An 18,988-nucleotide genomic window follows, 5' to 3' on the forward strand; every position below is an offset into this window, starting at 1 on the left:
GTCCCTGATAGGTGTAGGGGGCTGCCCTGACAAGGAGATCGATGTGAAAAACCTGTGCGTATTGCTAACATTCCGCGGTAAATGATTTATCCACGTTGATAAATATTCACCTATCCCTGCGCTGCCCGCCGCCGCCGGAGCTTCCTGCCCCAGTGGATCACCAGCGCCGCGATGGAGAGCAGCAGCCCGCACGCGATGAACCACACGTATGAGGGCAGGGGGATTGCCGCGCGGAAGTGCGTGGTGAAGGGCTGCTTCAGCGCCTCGCCCAGCGTGTAGTCCCACACCAGCGTCTTCCCTGCATTGTCCGTCCGCGTGGCATTGTGTTCCTTCGCGGGCTTCGGCAGGTGGATGATGTAGGTCAGGCGGCGATCCTTCCTCTCCGTGCCACCGATGACCAGCGATGCCAGCCCCAGCGCCTCGCCCACGTGGATGCTGCGGGAGAAGTCCACATCCAGCCCGCGCACGTGCACGTCGAAGTGCCCGGCGATGTCAGCCGTGGACTCCGGCATGCTCTTCAGATCGTCGCTCTTCTTCAGCTTCCGCAGGGAAAGCACCGAGTCCGTGGAGACATCCACGGCCACCACGGCGCGATCATCCTTCGCCGTCACGCTCACCGCATCCAGCTTCAGCGAGGGCTGCCGGGCGATCAGCGTGCGGATCTTTTCCTCCAGGCCCGCCGCGCCTCCGCCCAGCATCAGTGCGGACTCCGGCACCGTGTAGCGCAGCTCCGCGCGACCCCGGCCATCCGGCTCCACCCACACCTCCTCGCGCACGTCAAAGCACGCCGCGAGCATCGCGCACGCCGCGATCACGAGGAACCTTTGGAATATGGCGTGAAGCTTGCGCATCGGAAAGACCGTCGCCACGCTCTAACCGCGATGCAACGCATTGTTGAGCCGGAAATCATCGACCAACTTCCACCGGACCACCCGGACGTGAAGCGCAGCCGCGTGGACCTGAAGGTGATCAACTTCCTGATGGGCAACGAGCGCTGGATCGCGCGCCACCTCGCCAAATATCCCGCGGCCATGGCGAATGGCGTGGTCGAGATCGGTGCGGGCGAGGGCACGCTGCTCCGCCGCCTGGCCCGCCGCCACCCCGGCATCCCGCTGACCGCCTGTGACTTGGCCCCGCGCCCGGCGGGCCTGCCGGAGACCATTGTGTGGGACCAGAGGGATGTCTTCGAGAGTCTGGCCGGGATGAAGGCTGGCGTGCTCGCGGCGAATCTTTTCCTCCATCACTTCGAGTATGAGGAGCTGGAGCGCTTTCGCCCCCTGATGGAGAATTTCGAGGTCATCTGCTTGAATGAACCGTATCGCGTGGAGCGGACCGTGTGGGATGCGCAGTTCATCCTGCCTTTCGTCGGTCGCGCGACGAAGCACGACATGATGGTCAGCATCCGCGCGGGCTTCGTGCATGGCGAGCTGCCGGAGCGCCTCGGCCTCGATCCCGCGAAATGGCGCATCCGCGAGGAAACCACATGGCGCGGCGGGCTGCGCATGCTAGCTTCGCGCGCTTGAGCGGCACGGTGACCATCGCGGGCGGGGGATTGGCGGGACTATCGCTGGCCGCGGGCCTGCGCCTGCACGGCATCCCCGTCACCGTCCACGAGGCCGGTCACTACCCGCGCCACCGCGTCTGCGGGGAATTCATCTCCGGCGTGCAGTGCTCTACACTGGATGCACTGGGCATCGCCGAGGCACTCGCCGATGCCGAGTCACTGCGCAGCGTCACTTGGTGGCGTGAGGGCCGGTTGCTCCACGACGACACATTGCCCGAACCCGCCATGGGCATCTCGCGTCATCGCCTGGACCTGCGGCTGAAGGAAAGGGTGACGGGTCTAACAGGTGAGGTCATCGAACGCTCGCGCCACCCGCGCGAGGCTGCCGAGGGCCACGTCTGTGCCGCAGGCCGCGTGCCGCAGCGCGGCCCCTGGGTGGGGCTGAAGGCTCACTATCTCCACCTGCCGATGGCCGCCGACCTGGAGATGCATCTGGGGGCGAATGGCTACGCCGGTCTCGCCCGCGTGGAAGACGGTCGCGTGAATGTCTGCGGGCTTTTTCGCGTGGATCGCGCCACCGCTGGCACGGGCAGCGGATTGCTGGATGCCTATCTCCGCGCGGGTGGAAATGGCGCGCTCGCCGATCGCCTCAAGTCCGCGCAGGTGGACGAGCCATCCTTTTCCGCCGTGGCAGGCTTTCAGCTAGGCAGGCAGCGCAGCGCGCCCGGCCTGTGCGTGGTGGGGGATGCCGAGAGCATGATCCCGCCCTTCACGGGGAATGGCATGAGCATGGCCTTCCAGTCGGCGGAGCTCGCGCTGGACTCGCTCGTCCGCTGGAGTCGTGGCGGGCTTCCGTGGCATGACTGCGTGGCGGAGATCCGCACGCTGCAGCGCCGCCGCTTTCGCACGCGCCTCACCGCGGCACGGGCACTGCATCCGCTCTTGCTCCGTCGCGGCGGGCGGGTGGTCATCGAGTCCATCGCCGCCGCCGGGCTGCTGCCCTTCCGCCCGCTTCTTTTCCTCGTCCGCTGATGTTCCTGGAATCCATCGCCACCGCCGTCCCGCCGCACCGCTACACGCAGGCCCAGTGCCTGGATGGCCTGCGTGCCTCGCCCGCCTTCGCCGCGCTGCGCCCGCGCTCGCAGGGACTGTTGGAAAAGATCCTCGCAAATGATTCCTCCGGCATCGCCACCCGCAGCCTCTGCCTGCCGGAGATTGCGCCCGTGGTCTCGCAGGACGCACAATCGCTGAACGAGGCCTTCGAGCGCGAGGCACCCGCACTGGCCGTCGCAGCCCTCCGCCCGGCTTTGGAAAAGGCGGGCATCTCCGCAGCGGACCTCGATGCGCTCTTCATCTGCACCTGCACCGGCTATCTCTGCCCGGGGGTGACCAGCCACGTGGCCGAGGCGCTCGGGCTACGGGATACGTCGTACTTGCAGGATCTCGTCGGCCTCGGCTGCGGTGCCGCCATTCCCATGCTGCGCTCCGCTGCGGGCTTCCTCGCCATGCATCCGGGGGCCAGGGTCGCCACCGTGGCGGTGGAGATCTGCTCCGCCGCTTTCTACGCCGATGACGATCCGGGCGTGCTCATCTCGCTCTGCCTCTTCGGCGATGGCGCTGCGGCTGCCGTATGGTCGGACGCGGCGGGGGAGGGGAAGTGGCAGGCCGGTCACTTCACCACCGTCCACCGCCCGGAGCAGCGGGAAAAGATCCGCTTCGTCAATGCGGGCGGGAAGCTCCGCAATCAACTCGACAAGGCCGTCCCCGGTCTCGCCGCCGAAGCCGTCGCTGAACTCTACGGAAAACGCACCGCCGACCCCGACCGCGTGCTCGCTCACTCCGGCGGCCGCGATGTCATCGAGGCGCTGGAGGCCGTGCTGCCGCATCACCTGCCGGAGACGCGCGAGGTCCTTCGCGAGCATGGCAACATGAGCAGCCCCTCCGTTCTCTTCGCCCTCGAACGCGCCCTGGCCTCCGCCAATGGCGACCGCCGCTGGTGGCTCACCGCCTTCGGCGCTGGCTTCGCCGCGCACGCGTGCGAGATGTGGCGCAGCTAGCGGAAGTCTTGCAGCGCCGTGGCATCGCCCACCCAAGTGCCGAAGTAAGGCCACTCCGCGCCATCCCGCCACAGGAAAACGAAGAACGGCGCATCATACGAAAAGAGGCGCGGGAATAGCAGCGGCTTGTCGATGGGACCGCCAAAGGGATCGTCGCTCATTGATACCTCCGCACGCACCCGCGCGCCGCGTTCGTGAAGCTCGAATTTCACCATCTGCTCGGCACGCTTGATGATGCGGGGCAGGGGCTGGCCTTTGTAATGCCGCGGCGATGCCAGATCCGCACTGAAGTCATGCATGGAGACCAGCTTCACGTAGGGCACCCGGATCTCATCGCGCTCGTGCAGCCACGGGTCATCTTGTGCGCGGCTCTTGCCCGATGACTTGTCCCACGCTTCGCGCCAGGTCCGCAACCACTTGCTGGCGGTGGCGAAGTCCAATTCGGCCCCCGCGGGCGGGCGAAACAGGATGACCGTGTCGTTCGACTCCTTGCAAAGCATCTGCAGTGCGTGGGATTTCTCCGACGGGCGATAGGACAGCACGCGGACCGTATCGGCGAATTCCCCGCTCTTCTCGCCCTTCACGCCGAAGAACTTCACCTTCGTCTGCGTATCACCCGCCTTGAAGTTCAGCGGCACCTTGCGCGAGCGATAGAATTCCTTCCGGAAGCTCACATCGCGATCCAGCAGGCCGAAGACCGCGAGGCTCCCGGCTCCCGGATTCACCAGCCGGAAAGGCCCGGCAGCTTCGCCGGTCATCCTTGCGGCCTCGGCATTCACCTTCGTGAGGAATTCTTCACTCGCAGTACCGGCCCACGTCTTCCACCGGCCGTCCGGCATAACCGGCTCCGCGTCCCACGTAAAGGAGTCGAGGCGCGAGATCAAGCTGTTAGACGGCTCCACCTTCACCGGATTTCCGCTATGTGTCGCGTTCAGCTTGTCCCATGACGCTTGGAAAAGCGGTGTCCACACCACGGTCTTCGCGACTGGCAGCTTCTCCTCCGGATGCGCCACGGAGGCGATCTCCGCCGTCGCGGGGAATACTGCAGCCAGCAGTAGCAGGGGTATCGTTTTCATCGCACGGGAAGCACGTCGGCTTTCACGAAGATCATCACCTTCCGGGTGAGGTCGGTGGCGCCCTTGTCCGACTTCGGCGAGACCACCCCGGCGAGCACGTAGCTTCCGCGCGTGACCGTCAGCGCGGTGGTCAGGCGGGCGGTGTAGAAATCAGGCATCTCGATCGTGGCGACATTCCCCAGTGCGTCCTTCCGCTCATACCAACGGCTATTGCCGGTGTGCCAGGTTAGCTCCGGTGAGATGCGGAGGTCGATCAGCTTCGAATCAAATCCCACGGTCGGCTCGGTTTCTAGAGTGGATCCAACATTTCGCGTTTCGAATGAAGTTGGCGTGGGTCCGCTTACCAGATTGGCGAGTGCGTTGATCTGCGCCGGGCTCACCGGCGTCTCCTTGTCCGGCGTGGCGATCGCGTCCGGCACCGATGCGGGCTCCGCCTCGGTCGGGTAGATCTGCTCGCGGATCGATTCCACCAAGATCTTTTCCCCGCTACGTCCGGCGAGGACCTGGGTGTCTAGCAACTTGGCATTGCCATCTTTCACCATCGCCTGGACTTGACTCCGCAACTCGGTCGCGTCGGCGCTTTTCGGGCGCTTCATGAAAAGCAGGTCGCTCAGCTTTTCATGGGACATCTCGATGTAATCCACCTGCACCTGGACGATCACCGGAGTGTCGCCATCGATTGCATCGGGGTCGAATGGATCCTCGGCCGTGCTGTCCTCGTCGTCAGCGGCACGATCTGTGATCTCCACTGGAGAATCGCCTTCAAAAGGCGGCGGCACCGGCTTCTCCTGCGCGGTCGCGGAGAGTGCCAGCATGAAACAGAGCAACGAGGGGAGCTTCATCTTCCGCCTGCTAACAGATCCATCATCCGGTGGCGAAGCATATCTCGTGATGTCACTCACTCCTGCCCATGCACCCGCTTGCCCGCGGCATCCACCAGGGTCGGCGTGAGGATCACCACCGAGCGCGAGCCATTCGGGTGCGTCTGCACGTGCACACGGGCCTTCCCGTCGCGGGCGAAGGAGCTGTCGGTGACCGGTGGCCGGTCCACGAAGCTGAAAACGGACGGCCCGCCATTTTCTTCGACCGTCTTCTCCGTGAGGTTTAGGTCCATATGGTGCCCGAGACCATAGGGGGACGACCGCAGGTCGAGGACGACGCCCACATTTTCAGAGATGAATCCGCTATCCTCCGTGTCCGAGGGCATGATGAACTCGCGGATGATCTCGATCTTCGTGGGTTCGCCGGGCCGGCCGGTGGTCTCCGGGATCGCGACAACTTCCACCCCCTTCGTCTGTCCCAGCTTTCTCATCAGCTCCAGCGTCCCCGCGTCATCGAGCGCCGTCATGTCCTCCGGCAGCCCGCCGGTGCCGGGGTCGATCTTGATCATGCGCGTCTCCATCTTGTGCTGGATGTGCATCTCGTCCGCGATGGTGTCGATCAGGCCCGTGATCGTGACCCGGTCGGCAGCACTGGTGGTCTCCATTTGCAGGGTGCTGCCGGTCAGCCTGAGCTTCGTGGTGGGATCGATCTCGATGCCGCTTTTCTCAAGGAACTCGGGAAGAAACCGCGGGTGATTCCGCAGCTTTGTCCTCGATGGATCGGCCTCGGGGCCGAAGGCCGAGAAGAGATCCGGCGGGACTTGGAAGCTCTTTGTCACCATCTTGCCCGTCTCCTCCGGTGCCGTGAAGACATACTCGCTGCCGGTGCGCTTCACCTTCAACCCCGCCAGCGCGGCGAGCAGGCGGATCGAGCTGTCGAGATTGCAGACGCCGGTCTTCGTCGTCAGCGGGCGAGTCGCATCACCCGGAACGGTGAAGGTGAGATTCAACGGAACCTCGCCCGACTCGCGGCAGACTTCTTCATAGACGGCCTGCAATTTCGCGAGCGCGGCCTTCAATGGCAGTCCGTCGATCACCACTTCCGGAAGGTAGAATTCGCGCAGCTTCTCCGGTCGGTGCGTCGCGTGGCCATTTGGGTTCCTCGCACGATCCGATGTTTTGGATGAAAGGCGCTTTGGTGCCTCATCTTCCCGGCCTCCCGCCAGCCGCTCCGTATCACGCGAACCATTGGGCCCATCACGCTCCCATGAAAAGTGGCGCACGCCCCGCTCCAGGCAGAGCAGGCCGATGAGCAGGGATGCCACGGCAGCCACGCGTTTCTTCATGATCCGCGATCCTGCGATGTCCGCCTGTCTTGGCAAGACGCGAGCGAGACACGCTTTTTTCCAAACTGGGAACGCGGAATTCATTCCGCCCGTGCAGCCTCCAGCGTCGCTGGGGGGGGGAGAAAAGGGACCAGGATAGATAGTATGGATGGGATTCAGACAGGGAGGCCCGCCGGGCCTTTCCCCGGGAGCGCCGGTCATTAGACCGGCCCGAGTCGTCCGTGCTCCCTACCTTCTTCCACTTCAGGTTTGAAGCCTCCACCTCACCCACCGCATCCTCGTTCATGGCAGATCCATTGGCACTCGGCATTGTATTGGGATCGGGGCTCGGGCCTCTGGCGGATCGTGTCGTGGTCCGTGATACTATCTCATTCGCCGATGCCGGACTGCCATCGTCCTCCGTGCAGGGACATGCCGGACGCTTCCTCATCGGCTCGCTCGGCAGCCGCGAGGTGATCGTCATGCAGGGCCGCATTCACCTCTACGAAGGCCACGGTGCGAAAGCCGTCACCGCCGGTATCCGCTGGATGCACGACCGCGGCGTGCGCCATGTCATCCTCACGAATGCCGCTGGCACGCTGAATGAAAGCCACGCGCCGGGCACGTGGATGATGCTCGCCGACCACCTCAATCTCACCGGCACCTCGCCCTTGGAAGGCGGGCCGCACTTCATCGATATGACTCGCGTTTATGATGAAGCGGCAGCGGGCGAGTTCCAAGCCGTCGCCTCACGACTCGGCATCACGCTCCATCAGGGAGTCTATGCCGGACTACGAGGACCGCAGTATGAGACCCCTGCCGAGATCCGCATGCTCCGCACGCTGGGCGCGGATGCCGTCGGTATGAGCACCGTGCTCGAGGCCATCCAGGCCCGAGCGCTCGGCATGAAAGTCACCGCCTTCTCCTGCCTCACGAACTGGGCCGCCGGAATGTCTCCGGAGCTACTTGATCACTCCGACGTCCTCGCGACCGGCAAGGCCGCCGCTGACGAGATGCTCCGCCTCCTCGAGGAATGGTGCGGTTCCTGAAAGTGGCTTCGGCTTCCAGCCGATTGCCTTCTTACATCATAAACCCGAGGGAAGGGGACCTGCGGCTGGAAGCCGCGGCCACTTTCACACCTTCATCGCCACCGGGCTCCCCCGGCGCTTCTTCGGCTGGAAAGGCACCACAAAGGCATCGTCGAAATCGAATGCCGCCGCGAAGTCCTCCTTCGTGTCGTCCTCCTGCTTGCCGAACATCTGCTCATCGATGAGGTGGAAGACCATCTCGCCGATGTCCGAGCTCTCGCGGATGCCCCACTCTAGCATGAGCGTCGCCGCCATCGGGCCGAATTGCTCCAGCGCGAGGTCGCGGTAGCCCGCGCACAGTTCCCTGCCGGAGACGTGCCGCTGCTCGCCACCATTGCCGTCCGCAGCCCGCTTCAGGGTGAAATCCAGCGCTTCCTTCAGGAAAAGGTAAGCGAGCGGGTCATAGCGCCGCTCACGCTTCAGGATGGATTCGACCGCTTGCTCGAACTGCAGTGCCTTCATTCGCAAAAAACCATGACCAGTTCTTTTCGCGGAGTCAAAGCCGTTAGCTAACAGGCTTTTTCGCGGCGATGCTAGCGCTTCCGTCGCAGCGCCCGTTTGGTCAGCCGGTAGCGTTGTGCCGGGCTGCGTGGGGATGCAGGGTCGGTCATTTCCACCCATCCTGCGGCCAGTGCAGGAAGCAGGTAGCTCTGACGGAAGGAGGGCTTGTGCTTCAGATCCAGCCTTTTCATCAGCTCCGCGGCGGTGACTTCCTCCGTGTCCGAAATGCACCCGGCCAGCATTTTTACTTGGTCGGTTACTTGGTCGGTTACTTGGTCGGTTACTTGGTCGGTAGCTGGTAGTTCGGCGAGGGCATCGTGGATCGTCGCCAGCATGAATTCCACGAAGGGCGATGCATCTGCCCGCCGGTCGGACTCGCCCAGCGCCGCATAGTAATCCGTCTGCCGTTCGCTGATCAGGCTCTCCACCGGAAGGTAGGCGAGCTCCGCATGCCAGGAGGCCAGAGCGAGGGACTGCCACAATCTCCCCATGCGCCCGTTGCCATCGGCGAAGGGATGGATGAATTCGATTTCGTAGTGAAGGATCGAGCTGGCGATCAGGGGGTGGTGCTCCGTGGTCGCAGCCCATCCGAAAAGATCCTGCACCAGATGCTCCACCCGGCCCGCGGGCGGTGCCATATGAACAAGCTGGTCGCCACGATAGATGCCGACACCACCACGGCGGAAGGAACCGGCCTCGTCCACCAGTGCCCTCATCATGATCTTGTGGGCGGCGAGGAAGTCTTCGACGGAGGTCGGCTGCCAGTTTCCAAAGCGGTCGTAGCAGTCGATCGCGTTGCGCACTTCCTGAATCTCGCGGGGAGAGCCGAGCACCCGCTTGCCCTCGAGGATCGCTGTCACCTGATCGATGCTCAGGGTGTTGTTTTCGATCGCCAGCGAGGCCTGGATGGTGCGGATGCGGTTCTCTTTCCTCAGGCGCGGGGAGATTCCTTCCGATCCTCTGTTAGACCAGCTTCCCACCCGCTCGCAGATCTCCGCCACCTGCGAGACGATCCGCGGTGTGATGGTGAAGGGCGGCTGATGGGGTGCGGGCATGAAGGAAGATGGATCGTCATCGGCCGACAGTCGGAACGAGAGAGGGAAGCTAGTTCCCCAGCTTCTGCGCCAGGTCGTCCAGCACGTTGCCGAGTTGCTTCGTGGTGGTGATGCGCTGGGGATCGTCAAAGCCGACCCAGATCGCGGTGGAGCCCTTCGGGCCCAGGCGGGCGAGCCAGGCGTCGCGGCCGGAGCCGGTGGCACCGCCGTGCACGCGCGTGCCGGATTCCTTGTCGAGAAGAGCCGCGGCTTCCTTCGCCGCCTGCTTGCCGATCGCCGGGGTGGTCACCGGCTTCGCCGTGTAGAGCACCTTTCCGTCCGCCGCGGTGATGCTCTGGATCAGGAAGGGTTTCGGGCGTTGGCCGCCGTTGCCCAGCGTCGCCAGCCCGGTGGCCAGCTCCATCGGCGTCGCCGCCGCGCTGCCGCGGAAAAGATCCTCGGTTTCCACGAAGGGGCCCGTGATCCCGCAGCGTTTCGCGATGCGGATGGTCTCCTTCGGCCCGATCTGGCGGCCCGTTTGCACCGGCTTGCCCGGCAGCACCAGCCGGCCGCGCTCCGCTGCCGCTGCTGCGATCCACGGGGAAAATGCCGACCCCAGGTCACGCCGCGCGCCATTGCTGCGGTCGTAGCGCGAGTCGAGATAGTCGCGCCCGCCGATCAGCGCGAGGATCGCCCCGGTCTTCGTCTCCAGCGTCACCGCGGCGCACTGGAGATACTGCGGCTTCGTCCCCGCCTCATGCTGCTCGTGGGTCGGATACTGCCAGTCCTTCCGCTGCTCGATCTTCCGCAGAGAGTCGGAAAGATCGCTCTCCAGCCGGAGCTGCCAATTCGCGTCCAGCGTCGTCCGCACCGTCAGCCCGCCGTCGCGGATGTCCGCGTCATCGAGGATGGATTGCAGCTCCTTCTGGATCGCCTCCAGCGCATAGGATCGCTCCGAGGTGCGCTGCTCCGAGGGCACCAGCTTGATCGGGATGGCCTTCACCCGCGCGACCTCCGCCTCGTCGATGAATTCCTCCGCCTTCATCCGTGCCAGCGTCTGCGACTGCTGCTCGCGGGCCGCGTCCAGATTCCGGAAGGGCGAGAAAATGTGCGGCCCGCGGATGATGCCCACCAGCATCGCGCACTCCGCCTCATTGAGCTGCGACGTCTGCTTGCCGAAGTAAGTGCGCGCCGCCTGCTCGATGCCGTGGCAGCCCGCGCCGAAATAGATCCGGTTCAGGTAGTTCGCGAGGATCTCGTCCTTTGAGTAGCGCGACTCCACCCGCAGCGTCAGCGCGATCTCCAGCAGCTTCCGGTTGATGGACTTCTCGCGGATCTCGAAGGTATTCCGCGCGAGCTGCATGCTCAGCGTGGAGGCTCCCTGGGTGAAGTCCCGGTCCTTCACGTTCCGCACCGTCGCCCGCGCCAGTCCGCGGACATCGACGCCGCTGTGCTCGAAGAACCGCGCATCCTCCCGCGCCCGCAGCGCCAGCACGAGGAAATCCGGGATGTCCTCCCGCTTCACCAGCCGCCGGTTGTTCGGCCCGCCGCCGCCCATCTCCTTGCCATTGCGGTCGTAGATCGCCGTGTGGGCGGGGAGCCTCGCCACCTCCGCGAGGTCGAATTGTGCCGCCTTCGAGAAATACACCAGGATCAGCAGGAAGCCCGCAACGCCGCCGACGAGGCCGATCCCGATCGTCCACTTCATCGTCACACGCAGCCATCCCGGCATCCAGGCCAGCCAGGCCGGGGTTCTGCGGATGGGACGCCAGGTGGACATGCGCGGGAAGTGAGAGGGCTTCGGAGGGGGAGTGGCAAGGCCGGATGCCCTGCTAACGGATCTCGTCTTCGTCCACCGGGATAGCCTTCAGCACCTCCGGTTCCATTTCTTCCTGGATCGGACCTTCGTCGATGATTTCCTGTGCCTTTGGCGGGCGGCCCGTGGTCGGCTCTTCCTCGATCACGCCGTCCACCGGGATCGCCTTCGCCGGGTGATCCGGGCAGAGGTCGTTTTCCGCCGGGACGTTATCCACCGGCACGTTGTCGGTATAGGCTTCCTGCGCGCGCTCACAGCCTGCCGTCGCGCGCTTGCCGGAGGTGCGGCACAGGCGGCACTCCACGAAGGAGAGCTGCGACTTCAGGCCCTCGGCCTTGTAGCCCAGCTTGTCCGCCGTCTTCATCACCTCCACCCACACCGGCAGTGCCAGCGTGGAGCCGTAGCCGCGGTCGATGGTCTTCTTCGGCGTGTCCAGGCCCACCCACACCGCACAGGTGATGCTGGAGGTGTAGCCCGCGAACCACGCGTCCTTGTAATCATTCGTCGTGCCCGTCTTGCCGCCGCATGGCTTGTTGAAGCCCAAGGATTTGACGGATGCCGCCGTGCCTCGGGTGGTCACTTCCTTCAGGATATTCGAGACGCTCCACGCTGAGCCCGGATTCACCGCTTGATAGGAAATGTAGGGCGAGTCGCCTTTTTCCGGCCACACCACGTTACCGTTCCGATCGCGGATCTCCTTGATGATGCGCGGCGCGTAGCGGACCCCGCTGTTCGGGAAGACGGTGTAGGCGGACGCCACCTCATACGTGGAAGCCTCCCAAGCCCCCAGATAGGACGTCGGCGACTTCGGGATCGGCGTCTCAAATCCCACGGAAATCGCCGTATCGGAGACCTTTTCGATCCCCGCGCGGCTGCCGATGCGCACGGACATCGTGTTCCGCGAGCGGATCAGCCCGGTCGAGGCCGGCAGCATGCCGCCGAAGGTTCCGTCCGAGTTCTTCGGCCGCCAGCCGCCGATATTCAGCGGGCCATCATCGATCAGCGTGTTCGGCCGGATCCCGGACTCGAATCCCGCCAGATACACGAAGGGCTTGAAGACCGAGCCGATCTGGCGGCGGCCCTGCAGCGCGCGGTTGAATTTCGACTCGTCGGCATTCCGCCCGCCCACGATCGCCAGCACGGCCCCGGTCAGGTTCTCGATGGCCACCACGCTGCCCTGCAGGTACTGCGGACGGGACTTCTTGTCGGCGGGCAGTTCGTTCCACGCCGCCCGGGTCTGGTGAGGGTAGCCGGGGGTGCGCTCAATCTGGCGGAGCTTCGCGTCCAGCGCTTCCTCCGCCTTCTTCTGGATCAGGCTGTCGATGGTCGTCGTGATCTGCAGGCCACCCAGCTCGATATTCTCCTCTTCCAGGATGCGCTCCAGCTCCCGGCGGATCGCGTCCATCGCATAGCTGTCGTGGAAAATGCGCCGCCACTCCGGGCGGATCGTGATGGGGTCCTTTTTCGCCGTATCCGCCTGATCCTGCGGGATGAAGCCCTCCAGCACCATGCGGTCCAGTACCGAGTCCCGCTCGCGCACCGCCTTCTCCATGTCATTGAAGGGCGAGAAGGCATTCGGGCCGCGCACGATCCCCGCCAGCAGCGCCGACTCGGACAGCGTCAGCTCTTTCGCGTGCTTCTCGAAGTAGGTCCGCGACGCTTCCTCGATTCCCCGGATCTGGTGGCCCCAGAAAATGCGGTTCACGTAGTGCTGCAGCACCTCTTCCTTTTCGTAGTGGCTCTCGATGCGGTAAGAGACCGCCGTTTCCAGCAGCTTGCGGTCGAGTTCCTGGAGCTTTGGCGAGAAATCCAGCCACTTCGACTTCAGCGCGAAGCTGTTGCGAGCGAGCTGCATCGTCAGCGTCGAGGCCCCCTGGGCCACGCCGCCGCGCTTGAAATTCTGCACCATCGCCCGGCCCACGCCGATCCAGTCCACGCCGTGGTGGGTGTAGAAGCGTTTGTCCTCGCGCGCCAGGATTGCGAAAATGAAGTCCTGCGACACGTCCTCCACGCGGATCACGTCGCGCTTTTCGCCATGGATGCGGCCGAGTTCCTCGCCGCGGCGGTCGTAGATCACCGTCCGCTCCGGCATTTCCGCCACCTTTGCCATGTCGAAGGGCTGGGCGCGGATGAAATAAAATCCTCCCAGCAGCAGGGCTGCGTAGAGTCCCGCAATCGCCGGGTCTCCCAGCAGCCTCAGCGGGATGCGGACGAACTTCGGCAGCGGCGAGATCAGCCCGTGGAAAATGAGGAAGGGCCAGAACAGGATCACCGTGCCGAGGCCGGTGGATTTCCTTGGTACATCGGACTTCTTGCGGTTGGACGAGCGCTGGTCGGAAAATTTTCCGGTTGGGCTGCCGGGGTCCTTCGGGGATGATTTCGGCATGGACGTGGAGAACTTAGCGCGGATGGTCTGCGGAGGCGATGGCGATATCGCACCTCAAACAAAGGCGCGCGAGTGTGTCGCTCTGACATGTGAGAAAGCGATGAAGCATCCGAGATTTTTCCATGGAGTGGCTGGAGCCGTCCTGGCCCTGGCCTCGTTGCAGCCCGTCTGGTCCCGCGAGCCCGTGGGGTCCGTCGAGGACATACGCAAGCTTGAAGCCAAGATCGAGGCCGTGGCCGCCAAGGCCATGAAGTCCACCGTGGCCCTCATTTCCGAGGAAAGCGGCGCCTCCGGCTCTGGCGTCATCGTCACCGCGGACGGTCTCATTCTCACCGCCGCCCACGTCATCGAGGGCGCGGAAGCGGTCACCGTCGTCTTCCCGGACGGCAAGCAGGTGAAAGGCAAGGTCCTCGGCGCGAACCTCTCCAAGGACATCGGCATGGTCCAGATGGAGGACAAGGGCCCGTGGCCCTTCATGGAGCGCGGCGAATCCGGCCCGCTTGAGGCAGGGGACTGGGTCATCGCCATGGGCCACTCGACCGGCTTCGACCCCGCCCGCACCCCGCCGGTGCGCTTTGGCTCCGTCGTTTCGGATGGCCCGGGGAATTTCCTCACCACCGACTGCACCCTCATCGGCGGTGACTCCGGTGGACCGCTTTTCGATCTCGATGGCAAGGTCGTGGGAATCAACTCCTCCATCGGCGTCTCCCTGAAGAACAACAACCACGCCGGCGTGGACGGCTTCAAGGAAGACTGGAAGCGCCTCATCGACGGGGAAGTGTGGGGCCGTCTCCAGATGGACCCCATGGCAAACTCCGAGCGGGCCGTCATGGGCATCGAGCTCGGCGGCCCGGTCCGCGGCGGCGGCATCGTCATCGCCGGGGTCAGCGAGCATGCCTCGAAGGCGGGTCTTCGCCCGAATGACATCCTCGTCACCGTGGAGGGAAACAAGGTCCGCGACGGCCGCGCCCTCCAGCTCTACCTCGCGAAGAAGCAGGCAGGCGAGAAGGTGAAGGTCGGCGTCCTCCGTGGAGGAAATGAAAAGCCGGTCGAGCTTGAGATCGAATTGAAGCAAAGGAATCAGATTCGTTGAACGTAAGCGATTTCGTCCCATCCATCATGAAAACAAGTCTTCTAGCGACCGCACTTCACGCCGCTCTCCTGACCGGCGCGTATGCCCAGGGCAGTGACGATGTCCCGCTGATGCGCCCGGAGGAAGCCGAGACCGTCCAGCGCCAGGCGATGCAATTCATTGATGCCGTGCGCCCGTCCGTGCGCCCGGTGGTCCCGTCCACCGTATGGGTCTGGGCGGATACCGGCAGCGGGAAGCGCTCCGTGGCCTACGGAACCATCGTGCAGGACGGCACGAAGGCCCTCACGAAGTGGAGTGAGATCGCCATGGCCCGCGGCCCCATCCAGGTGGTTGGCGGCGATGGTGCGACCGCGAAGGCGAAGGTGATCGGCGTCTATCAGGAGGAGGATCTCGCCCTGCTCCAGCTCGATGGCGCGCAATATCACCCCGTGAGTTTCAATGCCTTGGCGGCGCCGAAGCTCGGTCGCTTCCTCATCGCCGCCTCGCCGGATGACACGCCCGTCAGCGTCGGCGTCGTGGCCGTAGAGGCGCGCTCCCTGCGCGAGAAGGACCAGGCATTCCTCGGCGTGATCGCGAATACCGATCCGCCGGCCAAGGGCCTGCGAATCGAGAGTGTCGAGGACGGCAGTGCCGCTGCGGATGCAGGCCTGCAGAAGGGCGATCTCATCCTCTCCGTGGGTGGCCGGGATGTCGGCGGTCTCATCGAGCTGAAGTCAGTGCTTTCCGCCTATCGCCCCGGTGACTCCGTGGAAATCCGCTTTGACCGGAAGGGTGAGGAAATCACCCTCAAGGCCGAGCTCAAGGAGCGCGGCGCGAATTTCCCCGGCTTCCCCAATGGCCGTCTCAGTCAGATGGAGCGCATGGGATCGAAGGAAAAGGGTCTTAGCATCGTCCGCGAAGGCTTCCCCACCGCCATCCAGACCGACCTCCGCGTCGGGCGCGAGCAGTGCGGCGGTCCTGTCGTCGATCTCGACGGGAATCTCGTCGGCATCTCCATCGCCCGTGCCGACCGCACGCGCAGCTTCGTGATTCCTGCCAAGCACATCCAAGACTTGCTCTCCCGCGAGCCCGTCTCCGCGGAAGTCGCCCAGGCTGCCATGGAGGAGGAAGAGGCGAACCGCCGCCAGCAGGTCCGTCAGAATCTGCCTCCGCAGCAGAACGTCCCCCGCGCCATCCCCGCACCCCGCGGAGCCGCCGAGAACCTCCGCCGGAATCTGGAAGAAATGGAACTCCTCATGGAACGCATGCGGGCGGAGATGGATGGGCTGGAGGAGTGAATGATCTCCAAAGGGCCAACGGCCCGGCCATCCCTCAGCCCGGGTCGAAGGCCCGGGAAAACGGATGCCGCGCCCGTGGCGGCCTGTAGGGCCGCGATAGGTGGGCGGCCCTTGTGCCGTGACACGCCGCCGGTGGAACGCGTCACGCCGCCGGTGGAACGGGATACGCCACCTGTCATCAAGGCGCGTGGTGCAGACCTTGTGCAGCTCGTCTCCAAAGGGCCAACGGCCCGGCCATCCCTCAGCCCGGGTCGAAGGCCCGGGAAAACGGACGCCGCGCCCGTGGCGGCCTGTAGGGCCGCGATACTTGGGCGGCCCTTGTGACGTGCCACGCCGCCGGAGGAACGCGTCATGTCGCCGGTCCAACGTGACACGCTGCCTGTCATCAAGGCGCGTTGTGCAGCCCGTTCCAAAGGGCCAACGGCCCGGCCATCCCTCAGCCCGGGTCGAAGGCCCGGGAAAACGGGCACCGTGCCCACGGCGGCCTGTAGGGCCGCGATACGTGGGCGGCCCTTGTGACGTGACACGCCGCCGGTCGAAACACGTCACATCCCCGTCCTCCGAAATCCTTGCTTCCAGCGACATCCGATTTCGGTCTCTCCCCGTTTGTTCCGGCGCTGCTCCTATCGCGGCCCTTCAGGCCGCCATTCACGATCCGCCGGATACCCGGGCCTTCGACCCGGGCTGAGGGATGGCCGGGCCGTTGGCCCTGAAGAGCACGACCGGTCGCACGGGCAGGGCCGGTCGTAGGGGCAGGGCCGGTCACGAGGGCAAGGGCCGATCGCAAGGGCAAGCCGCCCGATTCATCCCGTAGCGCAGCGCAAAGGATGAGCAATTCCACGATCCCACGTGAAACCGTTGGGGCCGTTGGTTCTTTGGCCCGGCATTTTTCGCCCCGCTCCCGTCAGCTTCTCACTTCGGCCGATGCGGCTCGAAGGTCATGGCTCGCTCGTGGTCCCGGGCCTTTGCCGCCCGGCGGGCTTCCTTGAAGAAATGCTCCTGCGCGCGGAATTTCTTCACGCCCGGTCCCGGCTTCAAGCGCTCGGCCGAGCCATCCGGCAGGATCTTCGATGCCTGCACGTTGTCCTGGAAAAACGACTCCAGGATCCGCAGCAGGCGCCGCCGCGCGCGGCTGTCCTCGATGGGCACCATCAGTTCCACGCGGCGGTCGAGATTCCGGCCCATCCAGTCCGCGGACGCGATGAAGATTTCCGGGTCGCCGCCGTGGTGGAAGTAGAAGATCCGCGCATGCTCCAGATATCGGTCGATCACCGAGACCACGCGGATGTGCTTCGAGAACTTCGCGTCGCCCGTCTTCAGGCAGCAGATGCCGCGGACGTTCAGGTTGATCTCCACCCCGGCCTTCGACGCCTGATAGAGCGCGGCGATGATGTCCGGGTCCTGCAGCGAATTCACCTTCGCCAGGATGCGGGCCGGTTCGCCCTGGCGAGCACGCTCGGCCTCGGACGCGATCAGGTCCAGCAGCCGCGGCTTCATCGCTGTCGGGGCGGGCACCAGCCGCTGGAAGCGCAGCAGCTTCGACCGGCCGGTCACCGCATTGAAGAAAAGCGAAGCATCCGCGCCGTACTCCGGGCGGCAGCTCAGCAGCGAGATATCCGTGTAGAGGCGCGCCGTGCTCTCGTTGTAGTTCCCCGTGCCGAGGTGGACGTAGCGGCGCAGGCGGCCCTCCTCGCGGCGCACCACCAGGCAGATTTTCGCGTGCGTCTTCAGGCCCTTCACGCCATAGACGATCTGTGCGCCCGCCCGCTGGAGCTCCTCCGCGCGCAACAGGTTCCGCGCCTCGTCGAAGCGGGCCTTCAGCTCCACCAGCACCGTCACCGCCTTGCCATTCTCCGCCGCGCGGATCAGCGCGTCGATGATGCGGGACTGCTTCGCCGTGCGATACAGCACCTGCTTGATGGAGACCACATGCGGATCGTCCGCGGCCTCCTCGATGAAGCGCATCACCGGCTCGAAGCTCTCGTAGGGATGGTGCAGCAGCACGTCGCGGCGGCCGATCGCGTCAAACATGGAGTCGCCCGGCTCGATGTCCGGCGATTGCTGTGACGGCCAATCCTCATCCCGCAGGTGGTCGAAGCCCGGCGTGAATGCCAGATCCATGAATCCGGAAAGCGCCAGCGGCCCGGCGAGCCGATAGGTGCCCTCGGAGGGTGCGCCGCAGACTTCCTGGATCACCTTCGCCAGATCGCGCGGCATGCTCGCGGGCAGCTCCAGTCGCACGGTGTCGGAGAGCTTTCGCGCGGCCAGCACTTCCTCCATCTCGCCCGCCAGGTCGGCGGCGTCGTCCTCCTGCACGGCGATGTCGCCATTCCGCGTCACTCGGAAGCACGCCGTGGCATCCACATCCTCGCCGGGGAAAAGCTCGCCAGCATGGAGCGCCACCACGTCCTCGATGAGCATGAAAGACACACCCTCGCCATCTCCTACAGGGATGCGGCGGCCGAGTCCGTCAGGGATGGGGATCAGCGCGTGGCGGATCGCCCCGGTCTCGGTGTCGGAAATGCGGCAGGCCACGATGAGCTGTAGCGCGGGCACCAGCGGCGGCTCCTCGCCCGGCACCACGGCCAGCGGCGTCAGCAGCGGCGAGATCGAGTCATGGAAAGCCTCCGCCACCTTGTTCGCCTGTGCGGGAGAGAGGCTCTTCGCATCCAGCAGGCGGATGCCCGCCTCCTGCAGCGCGGGGGTCAGCACCTGCGTGAAGAGCGAGTATTGATCCTCCGTCATCTGCTGCACCCGCTTGCGGATCGCCGCGAGCTGTTGCGCCGGTGTCAGGCCGGAGGGGTCCGGATTCTTCCGCCCGCTGCGCCGCATCAGGATCAGGCTGCCGACGCGGACCTGGAAGAACTCGTCCATGTTCGACGCGCTGATCGCGAGGAATTTCACGCGCTCCAGCAGCGGCAGGTCACCGCGCAGCGCCTCGTTCAGCACGCGCTGGTTGAATTCCAGCCAGGATAGCTCGCGGTTGATGAAGGGGAGCGACATGGGAAAT

Annotated in this window: 15 protein-coding genes; 6 read left to right on the forward strand and 9 right to left on the reverse strand. The window is 64.9% G+C overall.

Translation table 11 applies throughout. The annotated features are described in order from the left end of the window. Nucleotides 1-110: 110 nt before the first annotated feature. On the reverse strand, nt 111-815 hold the full coding sequence (locus tag OKA04_RS16035) for a hypothetical protein (RefSeq protein ID WP_264502203.1): 705 nt from the start codon (nt 813-815) through the stop codon (nt 111-113). 66 nt (nt 816-881) lie between these two features. Here OKA04_RS16035 and OKA04_RS16040 point away from each other — a divergent pair, with 66 nt between their 5' ends. From OKA04_RS16040 to OKA04_RS16050, 3 genes are read left to right on the forward strand one after another with little or no spacing between them, the layout of a single operon-like run. Beyond that, entirely contained in the window at nt 882-1,523 is a 642-nt protein-coding gene (locus OKA04_RS16040; RefSeq protein ID WP_264502204.1) for a class I SAM-dependent methyltransferase, read from the forward strand. Continuing rightward, entirely contained in the window at nt 1,520-2,536 is a 1,017-nt protein-coding gene (locus tag OKA04_RS16045) for an NAD(P)/FAD-dependent oxidoreductase (protein WP_264502205.1), read from the forward strand. The genes OKA04_RS16040 and OKA04_RS16045 overlap by 4 nt, the downstream gene beginning before the upstream one ends. After that, nucleotides 2,536-3,561: a type III polyketide synthase gene (locus tag OKA04_RS16050; RefSeq protein WP_264502206.1), complete on the forward strand. Its 1,026-nt coding sequence runs from the start codon at nt 2,536-2,538 to the stop codon at nt 3,559-3,561. The genes OKA04_RS16045 and OKA04_RS16050 overlap by 1 nt, the downstream gene beginning before the upstream one ends. Here the strand turns inward: OKA04_RS16050 and OKA04_RS16055 are convergent. From OKA04_RS16055 to OKA04_RS16065, 3 genes are all read right to left on the reverse strand, one after another. Continuing rightward, the gene (locus OKA04_RS16055) at nt 3,558-4,637 is read right to left on the reverse strand and encodes a hypothetical protein (protein ID WP_264502207.1); all 1,080 of its coding nucleotides are present in this window, start codon (nt 4,635-4,637) and stop codon (nt 3,558-3,560) included. The genes OKA04_RS16050 and OKA04_RS16055 overlap by 4 nt on opposite strands. Beyond that, nucleotides 4,634-5,452 (reverse strand): hypothetical protein, encoded by an 819-nt coding sequence (locus tag OKA04_RS16060; RefSeq protein ID WP_264502208.1) that lies wholly within the window; start codon nt 5,450-5,452, stop codon nt 4,634-4,636. Before OKA04_RS16060 ends, OKA04_RS16055 begins: the two co-directional genes overlap by 4 nt. A gap of 83 nt (nt 5,453-5,535) precedes the next feature. After that, a complete protein-coding gene (locus OKA04_RS16065; protein ID WP_264502209.1) occupies nt 5,536-6,804 on the reverse strand; it encodes a hypothetical protein in 1,269 nt (422 codons plus the stop codon). A 284-nt stretch (nt 6,805-7,088) separates the two neighbouring features. On the opposite strand from OKA04_RS16065, the gene OKA04_RS16070 reads away from it, so the two are divergent. Then, entirely contained in the window at nt 7,089-7,832 is a 744-nt protein-coding gene (locus OKA04_RS16070) for a purine-nucleoside phosphorylase (protein WP_264502210.1), read from the forward strand. 84 nt (nt 7,833-7,916) lie between these two features. On the opposite strand, the gene OKA04_RS16075 is transcribed toward OKA04_RS16070, so the two are convergent. The 4 genes from OKA04_RS16075 to OKA04_RS16090 form a co-directional block, all read right to left on the reverse strand. Then, on the reverse strand, nt 7,917-8,333 hold the full coding sequence (locus OKA04_RS16075) for a Minf_1886 family protein (protein ID WP_264502211.1): 417 nt from the start codon (nt 8,331-8,333) through the stop codon (nt 7,917-7,919). A 71-nt stretch (nt 8,334-8,404) separates the two neighbouring features. Then, on the reverse strand, nt 8,405-9,427 hold the full coding sequence (locus OKA04_RS16080) for a Fic family protein (RefSeq protein WP_264502212.1): 1,023 nt from the start codon (nt 9,425-9,427) through the stop codon (nt 8,405-8,407). 49 nt (nt 9,428-9,476) lie between these two features. After that, nucleotides 9,477-11,186, reverse strand: coding sequence for a transglycosylase domain-containing protein (locus tag OKA04_RS16085; protein WP_264502213.1), 1,710 nt, complete (start codon nt 11,184-11,186; stop codon nt 9,477-9,479). A gap of 52 nt (nt 11,187-11,238) precedes the next feature. Next, nucleotides 11,239-13,608 carry a transglycosylase domain-containing protein gene (locus tag OKA04_RS16090; protein WP_264502214.1) on the reverse strand — a complete coding sequence of 790 codons (2,370 nt, stop codon included), beginning with the start codon at nt 13,606-13,608 and terminating at the stop codon, nt 11,239-11,241. A 127-nt stretch (nt 13,609-13,735) separates the two neighbouring features. Between OKA04_RS16090 and OKA04_RS16095 the strand changes: the two genes are divergently transcribed. Then, nucleotides 13,736-14,701, forward strand: coding sequence for a S1C family serine protease (locus tag OKA04_RS16095; protein ID WP_264502215.1), 966 nt, complete (start codon nt 13,736-13,738; stop codon nt 14,699-14,701). Nucleotides 14,702-14,727: 26 nt separating this feature from the next. Further along, nucleotides 14,728-15,978, forward strand: coding sequence for a S1C family serine protease (locus OKA04_RS16100; protein ID WP_264502216.1), 1,251 nt, complete (start codon nt 14,728-14,730; stop codon nt 15,976-15,978). Nucleotides 15,979-16,890: 912 nt separating this feature from the next. Here OKA04_RS16100 and ppk1 read toward each other — a convergent pair. Continuing rightward, complete coding sequence (gene ppk1, locus OKA04_RS16105) at nt 16,891-18,981, reverse strand: polyphosphate kinase 1 (protein WP_264502217.1); 2,091 nt, start codon at nt 18,979-18,981, stop codon at nt 16,891-16,893. Nucleotides 18,982-18,988: the final 7 nt, after the last annotated feature.

Source organism: Luteolibacter flavescens, assembly GCF_025950085.1.
In the GTDB taxonomy this organism is placed as follows: domain Bacteria; phylum Verrucomicrobiota; class Verrucomicrobiia; order Verrucomicrobiales; family Akkermansiaceae; genus Haloferula; species Haloferula flavescens.

Coding starts and splice junctions, on each gene's coding strand:
- OKA04_RS16040 (WP_264502204.1), top strand. CDS start 882: ATGCAACGCATTGTTGAGCCGGAAATCATCGACCAACTTCCACCGGAC.
- OKA04_RS16050 (WP_264502206.1), top strand. CDS start 2,536: ATGTTCCTGGAATCCATCGCCACCGCCGTCCCGCCGCACCGCTACACG.
- OKA04_RS16055 (WP_264502207.1), bottom strand. CDS start 4,637: ATGAAAACGATACCCCTGCTACTGCTGGCTGCAGTATTCCCCGCGACG.
- OKA04_RS16060 (WP_264502208.1), bottom strand. CDS start 5,452: ATGCTGGCACTCTCCGCGACCGCGCAGGAGAAGCCGGTGCCGCCGCCT.
- OKA04_RS16065 (WP_264502209.1), bottom strand. CDS start 6,804: ATGAAGAAACGCGTGGCTGCCGTGGCATCCCTGCTCATCGGCCTGCTC.
- OKA04_RS16070 (WP_264502210.1), top strand. CDS start 7,089: ATGGCAGATCCATTGGCACTCGGCATTGTATTGGGATCGGGGCTCGGG.
- OKA04_RS16075 (WP_264502211.1), bottom strand. CDS start 8,333: ATGAAGGCACTGCAGTTCGAGCAAGCGGTCGAATCCATCCTGAAGCGT.
- OKA04_RS16080 (WP_264502212.1), bottom strand. CDS start 9,427: ATGCCCGCACCCCATCAGCCGCCCTTCACCATCACACCGCGGATCGTC.
- OKA04_RS16085 (WP_264502213.1), bottom strand. CDS start 11,186: ATGTCCACCTGGCGTCCCATCCGCAGAACCCCGGCCTGGCTGGCCTGG.
- OKA04_RS16090 (WP_264502214.1), bottom strand. CDS start 13,608: ATGCCGAAATCATCCCCGAAGGACCCCGGCAGCCCAACCGGAAAATTT.
- OKA04_RS16100 (WP_264502216.1), top strand. CDS start 14,728: ATGAAAACAAGTCTTCTAGCGACCGCACTTCACGCCGCTCTCCTGACC.
- ppk1 (WP_264502217.1), bottom strand. CDS start 18,981: ATGTCGCTCCCCTTCATCAACCGCGAGCTATCCTGGCTGGAATTCAAC.